An 18,772-nucleotide genomic window follows, 5' to 3' on the forward strand; every position below is an offset into this window, starting at 1 on the left:
TGACTACTGCACTGCTACCGCCGCAAAATTCTGTCGTCCAAACGGACTCACGTGATAACCGCTCACGTTGGTTCGCGTGATAACCGCGGCGGTCGGATAGCCGAGCGGAATCCACAGCGCCTGGTCGTGGATGATCTGTTGCGCGGCCTGATACGCTTTCGCGCGCTTGGCCTGGTCCGGCGTGGACTTGCCGTCGGCGATCAGCTTGTCGAGATCCTCATTGCAGAAGCGCGCGAAGTTGATGCCCGACTTCACCGCGTTGCAGCTAAAGAGCGGCGACAGATAATTGTCCGGATCGCCGTTGTCGCCGGCCCAGCCCATGAATAGCGAGTCATGCTGGCCTTGCTTGGCCTGCTTGATCAGTTCGCCCCATTCGATCACTTTCACTTCCGCCTTCACGCCGATCTTCGCGAAGTCCGCTTGCAGCAGTTCGGCGCCGGCCTTCGGATTCGGATTCAGCACGCTGCCGTTCGGGCGCACCCAAATAGTTGTTTCGAAGCCGTTCGGATAGCCCGCGTCCGCGAGCAGCTTCTTGGCCTTCGTCGGATCGTACGGCCAAGCCTTCACTGCCTTGTCGTAGCTCCACGTATTCGGCGGATACGGATTCACCGCCGGCGTTGCGGTGTTGTCGAAGACGGTCTTCAGGTACGTGCTGCGGTCGAACGCCATGTTCAGAGCGGCGCGCACTTTCTGATTGTCGAGCGGCTTCTTCTGCGTGTTCAACGCGACGAACGCGGTCATGAATGCAGGCGTCTGCACGATGGCGAGCGACTTGTCGCCCTTCGCGTCGACTAGATCCTGCGGCTTCGGCGACAACGCAATCTGGCATTCGCCCGCTTTCACCTTCTGCGCGCGCACCGTGGCGTCAGGCGTAATTGCGTAGATCAGGCGGTCGATCTTCGGTTTCGCGCCCCAGTAGGACGGGTTCACGTCATAACGGATCACCGCGTCTTTCGTGTAGCTCTTCAGTTCGAACGGACCCGTGCCGATCGGCTTCGAGTTCAGGTCGACCTGCTTGCCGGCCTTCAGCAACTGATCCGCGTACTCAGCGGAATAGATCGAGGCGAAGCCCATGGTGAGGATCGACACGAAGGTCGCGTCCGGTGCGTTCAGTTCGAACTTGACGGTGTTGTCGTCGACCTTGCTGATCGACTTGATGAGCTTCGGCAATCCCATCGACTGCGCATGCGGGAAGCCGCTCGCGCCCGCCACCTTGTGCCACGGGTTGCTGTCGTTGAGCATGCGGTCGAACGTGAAGACGACGTCGTCGGCGTTCAGCGGCCGGCTCGGCTTGAAGTAGTCGGTGGTCTGGAACTGCACGTTCGGGCGCAGGTGGAACGTATAGGTGAGGCCGTCCGCACTCACGTCCCATTTGTCGGCTAGCGACGGCACCACTTTCTTTGCGGCTTCGTCGTATGAGACCAGCGAATTGAAAATCACGTCAGCCGACGCATTCGTCGTGACGAGCGAGTTGAACTGCACGACGTCGAAGCCGTCGGGGCTCGACTCGGTGCAGACGGTCAGCGGTTTGGCGAGCACGAGCGCGGGCGCCGTGAACAGTACGGCGGCTGCGAGCAGTTTGAAGCGCATAAGATCTCCGATAACAAGCGCAGTCAGGCAGTGCGTCTGGTTTCTGGTTATGTTCCGTTGACGGGCGACGGCGGCGTGGCCGTCGACTTCATTTTGATACGTTTCCAGCGCTCGCGCATGGTCGCCATTAATCCGGACCAACCTGCCGGACCACGCGCGCGCCGGCCTTCGCGAAAGCTTATCGAAGGGCAGTTGCGGCGACAACAACATAATCCGCATATTCATATGGAATCGGCGCCGCGCGTTTATGCGGCCGCGGCCTGCTTCACCAGATAAGCGATGCCTTCGATAGCGCGCACGCCGTACCACGACACCATCTCGCCATCGATCAACTCAATGCGCTTGCCGGCCACTCGCCGATCGCGTTTGAGCGCATCGCAATGAGCTTGCGTGAAGCGATACGGCTCGCTCGAAAGCAGAATACGGTCGACGCCGGCAAGCCACGGCGAGCGGTCGAAATCGAACGCCGGATAGCGGGCCGCGCCTGCGCTTCCGCCTTGCACGTCGGGCAGCGTATGCCAGTTCACGAGGCGCAGCATCGCGGAAATGTAAGTGTCGCGCGCGACGGTCATCCAGGGTTCGCGCCAGATCAGATACAGCACGTTTTGCGCTGCAAACGCACGTGAGGCGGCCTCGTGCAGACGCGCTTCAAGCATTGCGGCGAGACGCTGCGCTTCTTTATCCCGATCGAAAATCGCACCCAGCAGCGCGTATAGCGAAAGGTTGTCGTGCGGTGTCTGCGGATGCGTGACGACGACATGCGGCACGAAGGTGCGCAACTGCTCGACGGTGCCGCGCTCATTCTCGTCGACATTGACGATCAGATGCGTAGGTTGCAGCGCGCGAATCGCTTCGACATTCACCGCTTTCGTGCCGCCGACCTTGGGCACGTTGCGAACCCTGTCGCGCGGATGCACGCAAAAGCCGGTACGCCCGACGATCTGCGGTTCGAGGCCCAGAGCAAACAAGAGTTCGGTAATGCTCGGCACCAGCGAGACGATGCGCGCGCCGGCACCCGCTTGCTCGTGCGCGACGCCGGTTGCATCGACCGCACGCAGTGACATGATTTACTCGACGATAGCGCGCGGCTTGCGCGGCGCGCGTTCGAACACGCGGTCGTAGAGCCAGCGTGGCGCGATGTGCAGCAGCATTGCCACAACACGCATCTGCCAAGGAAACACAGCGTAAGCCGTGCGACGCTCGATCGCATGCGCGGCCTTGGCGGCAAAGCGATCCGCGTCCATCAGAAAGGGCATGGTGTACGGATTGTGCGCGGTCATCGGCGTGCGCACATAGCCAGGCGCGATCGTGACGACGCCGACGCCGAGCGGACGCATCTCGACACGCAGCGCTTCGAGATACTTCAGCGCCGCGGTTTTCGACGCGCTATACGCGCCCGAGCCCGGCAAGCCGCGCACGCCCGCGACGCTGGCAATGCCGACCAGCGTTCCGCGCCTCGCCGCGATCATGGGCGCCGCGAACGGCTCGAATGTGGCGACCATGCCGAAGTAGTTGACGTCCATCACCTCGCGGAAGGTGCGCAGGTCGCCTTGTCCGGTGACCGCGCCGCGGCTCACGCCTGCATTGGCGATCACGATGTCCGGCAAGCCGTGCTGCGCGATGAACTGCGCGGCCGCATCGGCGAGCGCCTCGGCGTCGCGGACGTCGACGGAATAAATGGAGATGGAGTTCTGCGGATGAGACCGCTGAAAGGCGGCAAGGGCGTCGCCGCGGCGGGCAACGAGGCCAAGAATCGCGCCGCGCCGCGCATATTCGGCGGCGAGCGCGAGGCCGATTCCACTTGACGCGCCGGTAATGAAAACTTTCAGCGGTGAACTCATTCCGGCGCCTCGGGCTTTACATCTTCTTTGCGCGAACCTGCTGGACCAGGTAGTCGAGCACCTGCACGGTGCCAGGCAGGCTATTGGTCGCGGCCGGGCCGGTTTCATACTTGCCCTGAACCGCGACAGTCGGCACGCCGTCGATCTTGTAGTCGTCGAGCAGCTTCTTGTCTTTCTGCAACGCGCTCTGCGTCGAGAAAGAGTTGTACGCGTCCATGTACTTTTTCGGATCGACGCCGTTCTTCGCGAGGAATTTGGCCTGATCTTCAGGCGTCAGCAGATAGTCTTTGTTGACGTGGATTTCGTTGAAGACCTTCGGCGTGAGTTGCGTGGCGAGGCCGAGTGCGTCGAGCGCGTGATACATCTTGGAATGCGGAATGAAGTCGTCGCGGAAGGCAACCGGCACGCGCTTGAACACCACGTCCGCACCCTGTTTCTTCACCCATGCTTCGAGGTACGGGTTGAATTCGTTGCAGTGCGGGCAGCCGTACCAGAAAAATTCGGTGACTTCGATTTTGCCGGCGGGTACGTCGGTGGGTTGCGTGCTCGGCAACACCGTGTAGTCCTTGCCCGCGACCGGCGCCGACGGCGATGCCTGCGCGGTGGCCGCGACGAGCCCCAGCGAGAGGAACAGAATGCTCAGCAGTTTTTTCATGTTTTGTTGACCCAGGTAGGCGTAAAACAGTGGCGCCACGCAAATGCCCGTCACCGTTTTTAGAATCGGCATTGGACGGTTCTATCGTCCGTCGTGCTCAATCATGCTTATCGTGCTTGCGATTCTTGTGACAGGTGCCGCGCACCGATAGTTCGGCGGCGGCGCATGCCGGCGGATCACTCGCTGTTTATTGCTTGGTGAAGCGTATTACCGCTGTGTCCACGCCCGCGTCCGACAGGCGCTGACGGTTCGCATTCATGTCCTCGAACTTCGAAAACGGTCCGATACGCACGCGATAGTACGTAACGCCGCCCGCATCGCGCTGCGTGACCTTCGACTCGAAGCCCTGGAACGCGAGACGCGCGCGTTGCTGCTCGGCGTCTGCGGCGGTCTTGTACGCGCCCACTTGCAGGAAGTAGCCCGTGTTCGCGTCGCCCGGAGCCGGGGCTGCGCCCGAACCCGGCTTGCCGTTCGCGGCCGTGGCCGACGACGTGCTCTTGGGCGCGGAACCCGCGGCCGTGGCTGCCGGCGCGCTAGTGGCTTGCGGCTTTTTCGCAGGCGCGGCTGCGGTGGTACTGCTGCCGTTATCCTGAGCCGGCTTCGGAGCGACCGCGCTGCCGTTCGCGTTAGCGTTCGGATTATTGCCGATAGTCGGCGGCACTTCGATGATCTGAGGCTGCTCCAGCATGCCAGACTGCGTCTGCGAGTTGGTCTGGCCAGGCGCGGTATTCGGCGGCGCGGGTTGCGCCGCTTGCGGCACCGGCTGGCCCGGAGTCTTGCCTTGCAGCGGACGGTTCGGATCGTATTGCGCCTGGCTCGCGCTCGAATCAGATGCGGCAGGCGGCGCGACCTTCGAGACGAACGGCGTAGGCGCACGGGTGATATACAGCGCCACCACTACCGCGATCGCAAGGCCGACGATCAGGCCCAGCACGATGCCGAGAAAAGTGCCCCCGGTTTGTTTCGATTGCTTTGTTGTGCGGCGTGGTTTTGCCATCGTACGAATTACCTGCAAAAAGAATCCTGGAACGGCCGCCGATTATAGCGACGGCCGCATACATGTTGCGCCGGAGGACTTACATCTTGACTGGAGCGGAGACGCCGATGATCGCAAGACCGTTGGCGAGCACCTGACGCGTGGCCGCAAGCAGCGCGACGCGTGCATTGCGTTCGGTTGCATCGTCGACCAGCACGCGCTCGGCTCTGTCATTGTAGAACGAGTGGAATTCCCCGGCGAGGTCGCGCAGATAGAACGCAACCGCGTGCGGCGCGAGTTCGTCGGCGGCATGTTGAAGCATGTCCGGGAACTCGGCGAGCTTGTTCAGCAAAGCCATTGAGCGCTCGCTCGTGAGCGGCGCGAGGTCGACGCTGCCAAGCGCGCTTTCGTCAGCGCTTTGGTCGCCGCTGTAGCGGGCCTTGCATTCGGCTATGACCGAGCAGATCCGGGCATGCGCATACTGCACGTAGTGCACGGGGTTTTCGTCATTTTGTTTCAACGCGAGGTCGATGTCGAAGACGAACTCGGTGTCGGCCTTGCGCGAAATCAGGAAGAAACGCACGGCGTCGCGGCCACGGCGAATCGTTTCTTCGTCGATCAGATCGACTGCGGCTTCCGAGCCCGGCGTCGCCCCGCCCGACCATTCGATCAGATCGCGCACCGTCACATAGCTGCCCGCGCGCTTCGAGATCTTCACCTCTTCGCCGTTGCGCATGACCGTGACCATCTTGTGCAGCACGTAGTCCGGGTAGCCTTTCGGAATGCCGAGGCCGAGGCCTTGCAGACCGGCGCGCACACGCGCGATCGTGCCGTGGTGATCGGAGCCCTGAATGTTGATGACCTTCGTGAAGCCGCGCTCCCACTTCGCGACGTGATACGCGACGTCCGGCACGAAGTACGTGTACGTGCCGTCGCTTTTGCGCATGACGCGGTCTTTGTCGTCGCCGTCGTCGGTCGTGCGCAGCCACAGCGCGCCTTCCTGCTCGTAGGTCTTGCCCGCGGCGATCAGCGCTTGCACCGTCTTCTCCACGCGGCCTTCTGTGTAAAGCGACGACTCCAGATAGTACTGGTCGAATTTCACGCCGAACGCCTGCAAGTCCATGTCCTGCTCGCGGCGCAGATACGCGACCGCGAAACGGCGGATCGCCTCGAGGTTTTCGACGTCGCCCGCGCCGGTGACGGGTTCACCGTCGCTCGCGGATACCGTGACGCCGTTCAGATAGTCTTTCGCGATGTCGGCAATGTACTCGCCGTTGTACGCGGAAGCCGGCCAGCCTTCGTCGCCCGGAGCGAGGCCGCGTGCGCGCGCCTGGGTGGACAGCGCAAGCGTTGCGATCTGCACGCCGGCGTCGTTGTAATAGAACTCGCGATGCACGTCCCAGCCTTGCGACGCGAGCACGTTCGACAGCGCGTCGCCGAGCGCGGCCTGGCGGCCGTGGCCGACGTGCAGCGGTCCCGTCGGGTTCGCCGACACGAATTCGATTAGCACATGCTTGCCGGCGTCGCGTTGCGAGCGGCCATACGTTTCTTTTTCGGCGAGCACGGCGGCGATCACGGCCTGCTTGGCCGTGGCGGCGAGGCGCAGGTTGATGAAGCCGGGCCCCGCGACTTCGGCGGCTTCAATGAGTCCTTGTGCTTGCGGCTGGGCGAGCAGCGCGTCGACGATCTGCTGCGCGAGCTGGCGCGGATTGGAGCGAAGCGGCTTGGCGAGTTGCATCGCCACATTGCACGCGACGTCGCCGTGCGCGGCGACTTTGGGGCGCTCCAGCGCGATGGTGGGCGACACGAACGCGGCTTCGGCCGCACCTTGCGTGGCAAGAGCTACCTGCTTCACCGTGTCGGCGAGCAGTGTTTCGAGAGTATGTTTATGTGCGGGCAGCATGCTTGTTGCGAGTCCAGTGAGGCAATCCGGTGATGCGGAAGAGGCGCCGGCCGCGCGGCAGGCACGGCCGATTCGTCAGAAGCGTGGAAAGCGGTGGTTCGCTCGTCAACGCATCGGCATGACGGGCGCGCCATCGGGCACGTAGCCTGCAACGCAACGAGCGCGCTGCGCGGCGTCCTGCAAAGGCATGTCTGCGGCGGCATGCAGGCGCGAACCGGCCGGGGCTGGCTGCGCCGCTTGCACCTTTGCGCGCGGCGCAGCGAGGCGCGCTTTTCCGTCCAGACGGATTTTAGCAGGTGCTAATATGTTCAATCAGATGCCCAGCAAGGGCCGATGCCGCCGCGTCTCTTTGGCGAGCTAAGGGAGCGCGTGCTGACGGCTGCATTGAGCGCCGCTCGCGCGTCAATCGACCATAACGAAAAAGGGAACAGTCATGCTGATTACTTTCAAATGCCGCGCTTGCCCAGACGTGATGATGCTCGAGAATCTGGCACAGTACCTGGTCGGCATTGTCGGCAAGCGTCTAGGTGAACGAGGTGTCATTACGCACGCCGAACTCGGCGACGCGATCACCAAACTTGAAACGGCCATCACCTTCGACAAGCAGGAACGCGCCGAACACGACGGCCATTTCCACGAAGGCGAAGAGGGCCACGACCATCACGAGATTCCGCCGGGGCTCGCGCAGCGCGCTTACCCGTTCCTCGACATGCTGCGCGCCGCGCAAAAAGCGAACGCGGACATTGTTTGGGGACTGTGATTCTCGTAGGCCAGCCCGGCCAACGCGGCCGGACCGGGAGGGCGGCTATGCCCGCGCGGTATTTGCCGCTGATCTGATATTCGGCGGCCCGCGCCCAATGCCTGCATGAAAAAGAGCCCGCTCAACGCGGGCTCTTTTTTTCTTGCGAGGCCTGAAGCGGTTTGGCCGTGCCGCTTGCTTACTGGCTGGCGGCTTCCGGAGCGACTGCGGGAGCTGTCTCACCCTTCTTCGTTTTTTGCTTCTTCGGTTTCTTGACGTGTTTCACCGTGGGCGGGGAGTACGAACTGACCGCGCTCGAGCCGCCCGGAGCGGCGGTTTGCGCGAGCGCCGCCGAAGCACCTGCGGCGAGCGAAACAGCAGTCAATAACAGCGCCAGCTTCTTCATAAGATTTTCTCCGTTGACGGTTGCAATTAGATGAGCCGACGCGTTTTCGCCGCGTCTGGCGGGTCAAGCCGCCCCAGTCTACAAAGCCGAAAATTACGTTGCCGCAAATATTCAGTCTTTCTCGCCCGATATAGTGGGTTTCCCGCCACGCCGGCACACCGGCTGTTACCGGCTCATAGCAACGGCGCCAACGCCCGCTCGGCGTCCGCCTTCGAAAGGGACATGCGCTGCGCGTAGTCTTCCAACTGGTCCTGGCCGATCTTGCCCACAGAGAAATACGTGCTGTCCGGATGCGCGAGATAGAAGCCGGAGACGCTGGCCGCTGGCAGCATGGCGAGCGATTCGGTCACGCTCATGCCAATGTCGCCGGCTTGCAGCACCTCGAACATGTCGCGCTTTACCAGATGGTCCGGGCACGCCGGATAGCCGGGCGCCGGACGAATGCCGCGATATTTTTCGGCGATCAGGTCGTCGCTGGACAGGTTTTCGGTGTTCGCGTAACCCCACAGGTCGCGCCGCACGCGCGCATGCAGCGCTTCGGCAAAGGCTTCGGCGAAACGGTCGGCGAGCGCCTTCAGCATGATTGCGCTGTAGTCGTCGTGATCCTTTTCGAACTGCTTTTCCTTCACGTCGACGCCGAGACCCGCCGTCACCGCGAACATGCCTATGTAGTCCGCCACGCCCGAATCTTTCGGCGCAATAAAGTCGGCTAGCGAGCGGTTCGGCCGCATCACGCCGTCGACCACCGGCCGCACGCTTTGCTGCCGCAAGTTGCGCCATGTGAGCGCGACTTCGCTGCGCGATTCGTCCGTGTAGATTTCGATGTCGTCGTCGTTGACCGTGTTGGCGGGCAGCAGCGCGATCACGCCGTTAGCCTGCAGCCAGCGGCCCTGGATCAGGCGCGCGAGCATCGACTTGCCGTCGGAAAACACGCGCCGCGCCGATTCGCCGACGATCTCGTCGTTCAGAATCGCCGGATAAGGACCGGCGAGGTCCCACGTCTGGAAGAACGGCCCCCAGTCGATGTAGTTCGCCAGTTCGTTCAGATCGAAGTTCTTGAACACGCGGCGGCCAATGAACTTCGGCTTGACCGGCTGATAGCCTTTCCAGTCGATCGGGGTCTTGTTCGCGCGGGCTTCGGCGAGCGTGACCATCGGCAGAGCCTTCTTGTTCGCGTGCTGACTGCGGATGCGATTGTAGTCGGACTTCAACTCGTCGAGATACTTCGTCGCGCCTTCGTCGGACAGTAGACTCGAGGCGACGGACACCGAACGCGACGCGTCCGGCACGTACACCACGGGGCCTTCGTAATGCGGCGCGATCTTCACTGCGGTGTGCACGCGCGAGGTGGTCGCGCCGCCGATCAGCAGCGGAATCTTCTTCACGCGGAAGTAGTCGTCGCGCTGCATTTCCGACGCGACGTAGGCCATTTCCTCAAGGCTCGGCGTGATCAGCCCGGAGAGCCCGATGATGTCCGCGCCTTCGACCTTCGCCTTCGCGAGAATGTCGTTGCACGGAACCATCACACCCATGTTGACCACTTCGAAGTTATTGCACTGAAGCACCACCGACACGATGTTCTTGCCGATGTCGTGCACGTCGCCCTTCACGGTCGCGATGACGATCTTGCCTTTCGCGCGCACGTCGCCGCCCGCGGCCGCAAGCTGCTTCTTTTCTTCTTCGATGAACGGGATCAGGTGCGCAACCGCCTGCTTCATTACACGCGCCGACTTCACGACTTGCGGCAGGAACATCTTGCCCTGGCCGAACAGGTCGCCGACGATGTTCATGCCGTCCATCAGCGGGCCTTCGATCACGTTGATCGGACGGCCGCCAGCGGCCGCGATCTTCGCGCGGACTTCCTCGGTATCTTCGACGATGAAGTTCGTAATGCCATGCACGAGCGCATGCGACAGGCGCTTCTCGACCGGCTGGTTGCGCCACTCGAGGTTCTCTTCTTTCTTTGCCGCGCCGGTTTTGAACTTGTCGGCGATTTCGAGCAGGCGGTCGGTGCCGTCTTCACGACGATTCAACACCACGTCTTCAACGCGTTCGCGCAGTTCCGGATCGAGATCGGCATACACGCCGAGCTGCCCCGCGTTGACGATGCCCATGTCCATGCCGGCCTGAATCGCGTGATACAGGAACACGGTGTGAATCGCCTCGCGCACCGGATCGTTGCCGCGGAACGAGAACGACACGTTCGACACGCCGCCGCTCACCTTCGCATACGGCAGGTTCTGCTTGATCCAGCGCGTCGCGTTGATGAAATCGACCGCGTAGTTGTTGTGCTCCTCGATACCCGTGGCAATCGCGAAGATGTTCGGGTCGAAGATAATGTCTTCCGGCGGAAAGCCCACTTCGTTCACGAGGAAGTCGTACGAGCGCTTGCAGATCTGCGTCTTGCGCTCGAACGTGTCGGCCTGGCCCTGTTCGTCGAACGCCATGACCACAGCGGCCGCGCCGTAGCGGCGAATCAGGTTCGCGTGATGACGGAACGCTTCTTCACCTTCCTTGAGCGAAATGGAGTTGACGATCGCCTTGCCTTGCACGCACTTCAGGCCCGCTTCGATCACCTCCCATTTCGACGAGTCGATCATGATCGGCACGCGCGCGATGTCCGGCTCCGACGCGATCAGATTCATGAAGCGGACCATCGCCGCTTTGGAGTCGAGCATCGCCTCGTCCATGTTGACGTCGATCACCTGCGCGCCGTTTTCCACCTGCTGACGCGCGACGGCGATTGCTTCGTCGAACTGGTCGTTCAGGATCATTCGTGCGAACGCCTTCGATCCCGTCACGTTGGTGCGTTCACCAACGTTGATGAAGAGCGTCCCGGACGTGACGTTAAACGGCTCGAGGCCGGCAAGGCGCATGGTGTGATCTGTCATGGCGTATGTGCGAGTCGATTGCGTGCGTTGGGTGCGGCCTGGGTGCGTCTGTGGCACGTCTCAGGTGCGGCTCGGTTGCTTCTGCGGTGCGTGTCTGGTTCGTCGCTATTGCGTGTCTAGTGCGCCCGAGGTGCGTCTGCCTGGACGCCGCTTACGCGGCGTCGCGATATTGCGTCGGCCATTTGCGCGGCTTCACTTCTGCGAGCGCCTTCGCTATCGCAGCGATGTGCTCCGGCGTCGTACCGCAGCAGCCGCCGGCGATGTTCACGAGGCCCGCTTCGGCAAATTCCTTGAGCAGTCCGGACGTGTCGGCCGGCAATTCGTCGAAGCCCGTATCGCTCATTGGATTCGGCAAACCCGCGTTCGGATAGCACGACACATACGTGTCGCAAAGCTTCGCAAGTTCGGCGATGTACGGGCGCATCAACGCCGCGCCCAGCGCGCAGTTCAAACCGAACGTGAGCGGCTTTGCATGCCGCAGCGAGTTCCAGAATGCCTCGACGGTCTGGCCCGAGAGAATGCGCCCCGAGGCGTCGGTGACCGTGCCCGAGATCATGATCGGCAAACGTTCGCCGGTGTCTTCGAACAGTTCGTCGAGCGCGAAAAGCGCGGCCTTTGCATTGAGCGTGTCGAAGATCGTTTCGACGAGAAACAGGTCGGCGCCGCCCTCTAGCAGCGCCTTCGCCTGCTCGTAATAGGCCGCGCGCAGTTCGTCGAACGTGACGTTGCGCGCGCCCGGGTCGTTCACGTCGGGCGAAATGCTCGCGGTCTTCGGCGTCGGTCCGATCGCGCCGGCAACGAAGCGCGGTTTGTCCGGCGTCGAATACTTGTCGCACGCGGCGCGCGCAAGCTTTGCCGACTGCAGATTCATTTCGACTGCAAGCGCTTCCATGCCGTAGTCCGCCTGCGCGACCGTAGTCGCGCCGAACGTGTTCGTCTCGATGATGTCGGCGCCCGCAGCCAGATACTGCTCGTGAATCTCGCTGATGATCTGCGGCTGCGTGATGGACAGCAGTTCGTTGTTGCCTTTGATGTCGCGCCCGTAGTCCTTGAAGCGCTCGCCGCGATAGCGCGCTTCGTCGAGCTTGTAGCGCTGGATCATCGTGCCCATTGCGCCGTCCAGAATCAGAATGCGCGACTTGAGCAGCGCGGGCAGCGCCGTGCCGCGGGTATAGGCGAGCTCGGGACGGACAGGCTTGGCAGTTTGGGCAGGCTGGTTCATGGCGGACAAGGGCTTGCGCCGGCTTTTTCGGGAACCAGTCATTGTAGCCGCAGCCGGGCTAATTCGCCGGGCGCAGGCGGCGTGGCGTTGACTGGATGTCGGGGAGGAGCAAGTCAGGTCGCGACAAACGCCGCGAGAGACCGCGCAATACACGACCGCGCGCGAATCACACAGCTACGTCACGGCAACCCGACAGCAACCCCTCGCGGTGAAGGGTCACCACAAAAAGAAAAACGGTTCAGCAGGCTGAAGCCCGCTGAACCGCTTCCATCATTGCCGACCGTCTTATGAAGGCCGCCGGTGGAACCGGACGGCGCGGTCGATATATGTCGCCAAATACGTTGAAAACACTACAAACGGTATTAACGCCGAAAACGTCGGCGCGACTTGCACTCAGTGGAGTATTACCGGTTGATGCATCAGGCTGTCGAACTGGCCGAGGAATTCGTCCACTTCGTCTAGCGACGGTTCCTCTTCGATCAGCTTTTGCACGTTCTCGCGAAACCGCGCCGCCATTGCACCGTCAATGTAAATTTCACGCTGCATGTTTTTGTCGACGATCTCGTAGCCACCCGATTTCATGGCCAGCGGGCCTTCTTGCGGCGGGAATTCGACGACACAATAGTTAGGGCTGTTGTAGATCATTTGCATGGCGACACTCCTTATTTCCGTTGGCTCCTGGCCATTCCTGCGCCATACGTGGAGCTTATGGTGTGGAATTCAAGGGGTGGGTCCGGATTGACGCTTGTAAAAGTTCCGAACCTACCGGTTAGACCGGCCTTTCAAGAAACGTTTCAAGCAGTGCAGCAAAACGTTGAGACTGCTCGACTGGCGCAAGATGAGCGGCGTCGAGTAATTCGAAGTGAGCGCCTTCAATGGCATCTGCTATCGCCTGACTAGCAGCAGGCCGCGTGCCCGTATCGTGGCGCCCCGCCACGACCAGGGTTGGACAGTGAATCGCTCCCAGCTTACCGCGTACGTCGAAGTCACGCAGCGCTTCGCACGCCATAGCGTAGCCTTCCGGCAACGTGCGGGTCAGCGCCTCGTGAATCGGTTCCACCGCTTCGGGATGCGCGACCCGAAAACCCTCGGTCAGCCAGCGTTCGAGCGTGGCGGGCGCGAGCGACGCCATGCCGTCCCGGCGCGCGCTCGCGGCGCGTTGATCCCATGTTGCGCGGGCCTCTGGCGGATTCGCGGCAGTGCTGTCGGCAATGATGAGCGAGTCCACGCGCGAACGGTGGTCCAGCGCGAACTGCTGCGCGATCATGCCGCCCATCGACATGCCTACGAGGTGCGTGCTCGGCGCGCCCAGCGCATCGAGCAGCGCGGCAAGGTCGCCGGCAAGATCGGCAACTGAGAACGGCTCTTTTGACAAAGCCGTTTGGCCGTGACCCCGCACGTCGTAGCGCAGAACCGTGTAGTCGTCGCGAAAATAACCGGCGAGCTGGTCCCACACGGACAGGTCGCCACCTAGTTGATGAATAAACGTGAGCCAGGGGCCGCCGCCTTCATTGCTCAGCACGTAGCGGGTCTCGATACCGTTGATGTTCACTTGCATGCGGGCTCCTTCAAGGGGAACGCAGTGGAAGAATTGGTCGAGGCTTGACGCATATACGTATGCGGCTCGCCAACGGTTGCATCTGATGATGCAGAGTCGGCGTCGAGAAGGAAGTTTCGCGTGTATGTGCGAGGCACTATTCGAGTGCATGCCGGCATTGCCGCTGTTGCCGGCGGTTTTATGTCAGGGCTTGATGTTGCCGGAACTGTCGTCGGTACCGGTCGAATTGGCGGGTGGGCCTGGCTGCGGCGTCAGCGGCGCGGCTGGTGCGGCTTCGGACGCAACTGCCGGCGCAGCGGAAGGCGCGGCATCTGGCGATGTATCGGACGAGCCCGCGCTGTTATCGACATCCATCTTGCCGTGCCACACCAGTTCGAATTGCGTGCCGTTCGGCTCCGTCTGCACGAGCCGCGCGGGCAGCCAGCCGAGCGAAGGCGCGAGCCACACGTCGATGCGGCGCTGGTCGCCTTCGCGGCGCGGCAGGCGTTTGAAATGACGCGTTTGCAGGTAGCCCTGCGCGGTGCGGATCGTTTCGTCGCCGATTGTCTCGACTGGCCAGTTTTCGCCGCTGTCGCTGTCTACCACGAAAAACTGCCGGGTCACGCCCGGCTTGTAGGCGTCGGGGTCACCGCGCACGAGGCTTGCCAGTTGCATGATCATGCTGAAGCGGTCCTGCGCGCCGTCGGGCAACGGCAGCGTCGTCGGTGTTCGCGTGAAGGCGATCTTCCTGTCGGCGCGATTGAAGATGGAAACATCTTCCACGCGATGACCGCGCTTTTCCACGTATTGCTCGGGAGCGAGGCCGAATGCATCAATACGGCCATGGCTCGAATAGACGAAGGTGCCGACAAAAGGCAAGGGCACCGAGACCACCATTTCGTAACTTTGCGTGCTGCTCGTCCAATGGATCGTGCCGGGCTGGTTGCGCACGCCGTTGTAGAACGTGTCGTATTGAAGTTCGCCTGACGGCGGGACCGAGAACTTGACGCCAGGCGACGCTTGCGCCGCGTTTGCCGTTGCGCTCGCGGACGCGCCGCTTGCGCCAGTTGCGACGCTCGCCGGCACTGCGTCTGCGGCAGGCGCGCTGGCGGCGGTGTCCGCGGTGTCCGAAGCGGCGCTTGCGGCGTCGACGGTAGGCTTTTCGGCCGATTGCAGCGCGGTCAACACATGCTCGCGCAGCTTGCCGGCGGCAGGCTTGCGTTTTCGCTCGGGCGCAGCCGCAGCCGGGGTTGCGGCAGCCGGATTACGCTCGATACGTTCGGGCTTGAGAAGCGCAACCTGCACTGGGACATGTTCGTCATTGGATGGATTCAGTGTCGCGCGGTGGCGCTCGATCCACTGCGCCGCGATCCAGTGAAGAACGCCGACCACGAGCAACACCGCGATCCAGCGCCACGTACGCCCACGGGCGCGCGGCTCGTCAGCGAGCGTCAGATCGGAATGGTGTGCGGCGGAAGGTAGGGCCATCGGCGAAAGAATGCGTGTAGTGCGGGCGCGAAATGCGTGAATAAATGGATACCGGCGGCGGGCGTCAACGCGGCGTTGGACTATACCCCAGCTCGTAGGAGAGCTTTTGCGCACATTCGCGCAGCGCCGTGTCGATTTCGCCGCCCCAGCCGATGTCGAACGCGCCTTCGTGGCCGAGCGCGACCAGGCCGAGCGCCAGTTCGCCGGTGGAGTCGAACACCGGCATGCAGAACGCGTGAATGGTCGGCAGCAACATGCCTTCGACGCGCGCCGCTTCATGCTCGCGCACGTCCGCGAGCACCCGTTCGACCTCCTCGCGGGTGCGCGGCACGCCAATATGCGACGAGCGGCGCGTGTCGGCCAGTTCGCGCTCCAGCATCGCGCCGGTCTTGCCCGTGGGCAGATAGGCCGCAAAGAGCAGACCCGTGGCGGAGCTGAGGAGCGGCATTACATCGCCGAGTTTCAACGACGCCTTCGCCGGATGGCTCGACTCCATCCAGTGAACCATGGTCGGCCCCTGATTGCCCCACACGGCGATGCCCACGGTCAGGTCCAGCCGGTCGCGCAATTCGGCGAGCGCGATCCGCGCGAGCTTCACGCCGTCGACGCGGGCAAGCCGCGCGAGTCCGAGTTGCAATGCGAAGCCGCCCAGTTCATATCGACCGGACAGCGGGTCTTGCGAGACGACTCCGAGGCGCAGAAAGCTCACCAGATAGCGGTGCGCTTTGGCGGGACTCATGCCGGCGCGCTGCGCGAGATCGCGCAGCATCATCGCGCGCGGTTCGTGGGTCAGCACGTCGAGCAGCCGGAAGCCGACTTCGATCGACTGGATGCCCGAGCGCAGCTTTTCCTCGCCGGCGTCGGTGGCGTCGGTGGTTTCGGCGGTTTCGTCGTCGATGTCGGACGCGCCGGGCGCTTCGGCGGAGTCCGCGTCGGCGTCAGCGTGATCAGGAATGGCGCCGGAGCGGGCAGGGTTCGGCATGTGCAAGGCGCGCTAAGCGCGTTCAAAAGCGATGAAAGAAAAGCCGGCCGCAGAGCCCTTGCCATGCGCCCGTCAGCCGGTTTCGGCAAGGCGGGGTTGGGCGGCGCCGATTCACCATCGTAGAATAGATTCCCTCTATCGTCACTAACAGGGTTCATTCCTCCATGAAACTTGCCACGCTGAAGGACGGCACGCGCGACGGCCAACTGATTGTCGTGTCCCGCGACCTGCACACCGCGGCCGTTGCCGACGCGATCGCGCCCACGTTGCAACGCGTGCTCGACGACTGGACCTTCTACGCGCCGCAACTGCACGACCTGTACGACGCGCTCAACCAGGGGCGCGCACGCAACACATTTTCATTCAACGCAAACGACTGCATGGCTCCGCTGCCCCGCGCTTTCCAATGGGCGGACGGGTCGTCGTATGTGAATCACGTCGAACTCGTGCGGCGCGCGCGCGGCGCGGAGATGCCGCCGGAATTCTGGACCGATCCGCTCATGTACCAGGGCGGCAGCGACGACTTCATCGGTCCGAAAGACGACGTGGTCTGTGCATCAGAAGCGTTCGGCATCGACTTCGAGGCAGAAGTCGCCGTTATCACAACGGACGTGCCGATCGGCGCCACGCCCGAGCAGGCGCTCAAAAGCGTGCGTCTGATCACGCTCGTCAACGACGTGTCGCTGCGCAACCTGATTCCCGCCGAACTCGCAAAGGGCTTCGGGTTTTTCCAGAGCAAGCCGGCTACTTCGTTTGCACCGGTCGCCGTGACGCCCGATGAACTCGGCGAACATTGGCGCGAAGGCCGCGTGCACCGGCCGATGATCGTCCATTGGAACGGCAAGAAAGTCGGCCAGCCCGACGCCGGCACGGACATGGTGTTCCATTTCGGCCAGCTGATCGCGCATGCTGCCAAAACGCGCAATCTGCGCGCGGGCGCGATTGTCGGATCGGGCACCGTCTCCAACAAGGACGCGAAGCGCGGCTATTGCTGTATCGCCGAAAAACGCTGCCTCGAAACGATCGAGCACGGCGCGCCGCAGACCGAGTTCATGAAGTACGGCGACACGGTGAAGGTCGAAATGTTCGATGAAGCGGGCAAGTCGATTTTCGGCTCCATCGAGCAGAGCATCGCGCCGCTCGACTGAAGCGGTACGGCGCGTCGTCCGAAAGGGTTTCGCCCGATGCCGCTGCCACCGCGCGCCGCTACACTGACTGGCGCGGCGGCATCGGCGGCATATCAAAACGAAAAACTCATGTGAGGAGACACCATGCGGCGAGCTGGATCGTTTGACGCGGGATTGGGGAGCGCTTACGCGCGTGGTCTGCATGCGAGCGCGGGACGCACGCGGCTGGAGCTGAAGCTGACTGGGCGGCCAGCCAGAGCCGCGGCTCGTGTTGCCGCACTGTGCACGGCGCTTCTATGCCTGTCGCCCACGATCGCGTTGGCTCAGGTGAAGATCGGGCTCGTGCTCTCGCTAACGGGGCCCGCTGCGTCGCTCGGCATTCCCGCGCGCGATACGGCGACGTTGCTGCCGAAACAGATCAGCGGCCAGAGCGTCGAATACATCGTGCTCGACGATGCGTCGGACACGACCCAGGCCGTACAGGACACCAAGAAGCTGATCTCCGAAAATCATGTGGACGCGATCATCGGTTCATCCATCACGCCGAACTCACTGGCGATGATCGACGTGGTCGCCGACGGAACGACGCCAATGATCTCGCTCGCGTCGTCGGCGAAAATCATTGAACCCGTGGATGCCAAGCGCCATTGGGTATTCAAGACTCCGCAAACCGATGCGATGATGGCTTCGGCAATCGCCGAGCACGCAAGCACGCGCGGCGTGAAGACGGTCGCCTTCATCGGTCAGGCCGATGCGCTCGGCGAGACGTTTTACGCCGAAGTCGCGAAATTCGCGCAGCTTCATCATATGCAAATGGTGGCGAGCGAGCGCTTCAATCGCACCGATCCGAGCGTGACGGGTCAGGTGCTGAAAATCCTCGCAACGCATCCCGATGCAGTGGTGGTGGGCGCGGCCGGCACGCCCGCCGCGCTACCGCCGAAGACACTGCGCGAGCGCGGCTACAAAGGGCTGATCTATCACAACCACGGCGTGGGCAATAACGACTTTTTGCGCGTGTGCGGCGCCGATTGCAACGGCACCTTCCTGCCCGCAAGCCCCGTGTTGGTCGCGGCGCAATTGCCCGCCGATCATCCGGCCAAGCGCCTCGCGCTCGATTACATCGCGCGCTTCGAAGCGCTGCGCGGACCGGGCAGCGTCTCGGCATTCGGCTCGTACACGTGGGACGCGGGCATGTTGCTCAACCATGCTGTGCCGATCGCGTTGAAAACGGCGGCGCCCGGCACGCCGGAATTTCGCCGCGCGTTGCGCGACGCACTGGAAGGCACGCGCGGTCTCGCGGATACCAACGGCGTCGTCAACATGAGCGCCGGGGACCACCTGGGGCTCGACCAACGCGCGCGCGTAATGGTCGAAATCAGGAACGGCAAATGGATTTATCAGCCGCGTTAAGCGAT

The 18,772-nt window shown here is 62.7% G+C and carries 16 protein-coding genes; 3 read left to right on the forward strand and 13 right to left on the reverse strand.

The annotated features are described in order from the left end of the window. Window positions 1-3: 3 nt before the first annotated feature. The 6 genes from RW095_RS36190 to argS all read right to left on the reverse strand — a co-directional run bounded on the left by RW095_RS36190 (window position 4) and on the right by argS (window position 6,965). On the reverse strand, window positions 4-1,590 hold the full coding sequence (locus tag RW095_RS36190; RefSeq protein ID WP_317020537.1) for an ABC transporter substrate-binding protein: 1,587 nt from the start codon (window positions 1,588-1,590) through the stop codon (window positions 4-6). 245 nt (window positions 1,591-1,835) lie between these two features. Next, complete coding sequence (locus RW095_RS36195) at window positions 1,836-2,654, reverse strand: cobalamin-binding protein (RefSeq protein WP_317020538.1); 819 nt, start codon at window positions 2,652-2,654, stop codon at window positions 1,836-1,838. 3 nt (window positions 2,655-2,657) lie between these two features. Further along, window positions 2,658-3,431, reverse strand: a complete 774-nt coding sequence (locus RW095_RS36200) for an SDR family oxidoreductase (protein ID WP_128594161.1) — start codon at window positions 3,429-3,431, stop codon at window positions 2,658-2,660. 16 nt (window positions 3,432-3,447) lie between these two features. Further along, window positions 3,448-4,086: a thiol:disulfide interchange protein DsbA/DsbL gene (locus RW095_RS36205; protein WP_317022792.1), complete on the reverse strand. Its 639-nt coding sequence runs from the start codon at window positions 4,084-4,086 to the stop codon at window positions 3,448-3,450. 187 nt (window positions 4,087-4,273) lie between these two features. Continuing rightward, window positions 4,274-5,101, reverse strand: coding sequence for an SPOR domain-containing protein (locus RW095_RS36210; protein WP_317020539.1), 828 nt, complete (start codon window positions 5,099-5,101; stop codon window positions 4,274-4,276). Window positions 5,102-5,162: 61 nt separating this feature from the next. Continuing rightward, window positions 5,163-6,965 carry an arginine--tRNA ligase gene (gene argS, locus RW095_RS36215; protein WP_317020540.1) on the reverse strand — a complete coding sequence of 601 codons (1,803 nt, stop codon included), beginning with the start codon at window positions 6,963-6,965 and terminating at the stop codon, window positions 5,163-5,165. Window positions 6,966-7,398: 433 nt separating this feature from the next. On the opposite strand from argS, the gene RW095_RS36220 reads away from it, so the two are divergent. Continuing rightward, window positions 7,399-7,725, forward strand: a complete 327-nt coding sequence (locus tag RW095_RS36220; protein WP_128586100.1) for a DUF1840 domain-containing protein — start codon at window positions 7,399-7,401, stop codon at window positions 7,723-7,725. A 178-nt stretch (window positions 7,726-7,903) separates the two neighbouring features. Here RW095_RS36220 and RW095_RS36225 read toward each other — a convergent pair whose 3' ends face one another. From RW095_RS36225 to RW095_RS36255, 7 genes are all read right to left on the reverse strand, one after another. Further along, a complete protein-coding gene (locus RW095_RS36225) occupies window positions 7,904-8,110 on the reverse strand; it encodes an acid-shock protein (RefSeq protein ID WP_317020541.1) in 207 nt (68 codons plus the stop codon). Between the two features lie 173 nt (window positions 8,111-8,283). Next, complete coding sequence (gene metH, locus RW095_RS36230; RefSeq protein WP_317020542.1) at window positions 8,284-11,058, reverse strand: methionine synthase; 2,775 nt, start codon at window positions 11,056-11,058, stop codon at window positions 8,284-8,286. A 94-nt stretch (window positions 11,059-11,152) separates the two neighbouring features. Further along, window positions 11,153-12,223, reverse strand: coding sequence for a homocysteine S-methyltransferase family protein (locus RW095_RS36235; RefSeq protein WP_317020543.1), 1,071 nt, complete (start codon window positions 12,221-12,223; stop codon window positions 11,153-11,155). Window positions 12,224-12,616: 393 nt separating this feature from the next. After that, window positions 12,617-12,874, reverse strand: a complete 258-nt coding sequence (locus RW095_RS36240) for a BTH_I0359 family protein (protein WP_013337859.1) — start codon at window positions 12,872-12,874, stop codon at window positions 12,617-12,619. Window positions 12,875-12,992: 118 nt separating this feature from the next. Then, the gene (locus RW095_RS36245) at window positions 12,993-13,781 is read right to left on the reverse strand and encodes an alpha/beta fold hydrolase (RefSeq protein WP_317020544.1); all 789 of its coding nucleotides are present in this window, start codon (window positions 13,779-13,781) and stop codon (window positions 12,993-12,995) included. Window positions 13,782-13,964: 183 nt separating this feature from the next. Next, entirely contained in the window at window positions 13,965-15,248 is a 1,284-nt protein-coding gene (locus RW095_RS36250) for a DUF3108 domain-containing protein (RefSeq protein WP_317020545.1), read from the reverse strand. 64 nt (window positions 15,249-15,312) lie between these two features. Beyond that, window positions 15,313-16,230, reverse strand: a complete 918-nt coding sequence (locus RW095_RS36255) for an IclR family transcriptional regulator (protein WP_317020546.1) — start codon at window positions 16,228-16,230, stop codon at window positions 15,313-15,315. 164 nt (window positions 16,231-16,394) lie between these two features. Between RW095_RS36255 and RW095_RS36260 the strand changes: the two genes are divergently transcribed. Next, on the forward strand, window positions 16,395-17,378 hold the full coding sequence (locus RW095_RS36260) for a fumarylacetoacetate hydrolase family protein (RefSeq protein WP_317020547.1): 984 nt from the start codon (window positions 16,395-16,397) through the stop codon (window positions 17,376-17,378). Window positions 17,379-17,501: 123 nt separating this feature from the next. Continuing rightward, window positions 17,502-18,767 (forward strand): ABC transporter substrate-binding protein, encoded by a 1,266-nt coding sequence (locus RW095_RS36265; protein WP_317020548.1) that lies wholly within the window; start codon window positions 17,502-17,504, stop codon window positions 18,765-18,767. The last annotated feature ends 5 nt before the right edge of the window (window positions 18,768-18,772 follow it).

It is taken from the genome of Paraburkholderia kirstenboschensis (assembly GCF_032806925.1).
Classification (GTDB): Bacteria; Pseudomonadota; Gammaproteobacteria; order Burkholderiales; family Burkholderiaceae; genus Paraburkholderia; species Paraburkholderia kirstenboschensis.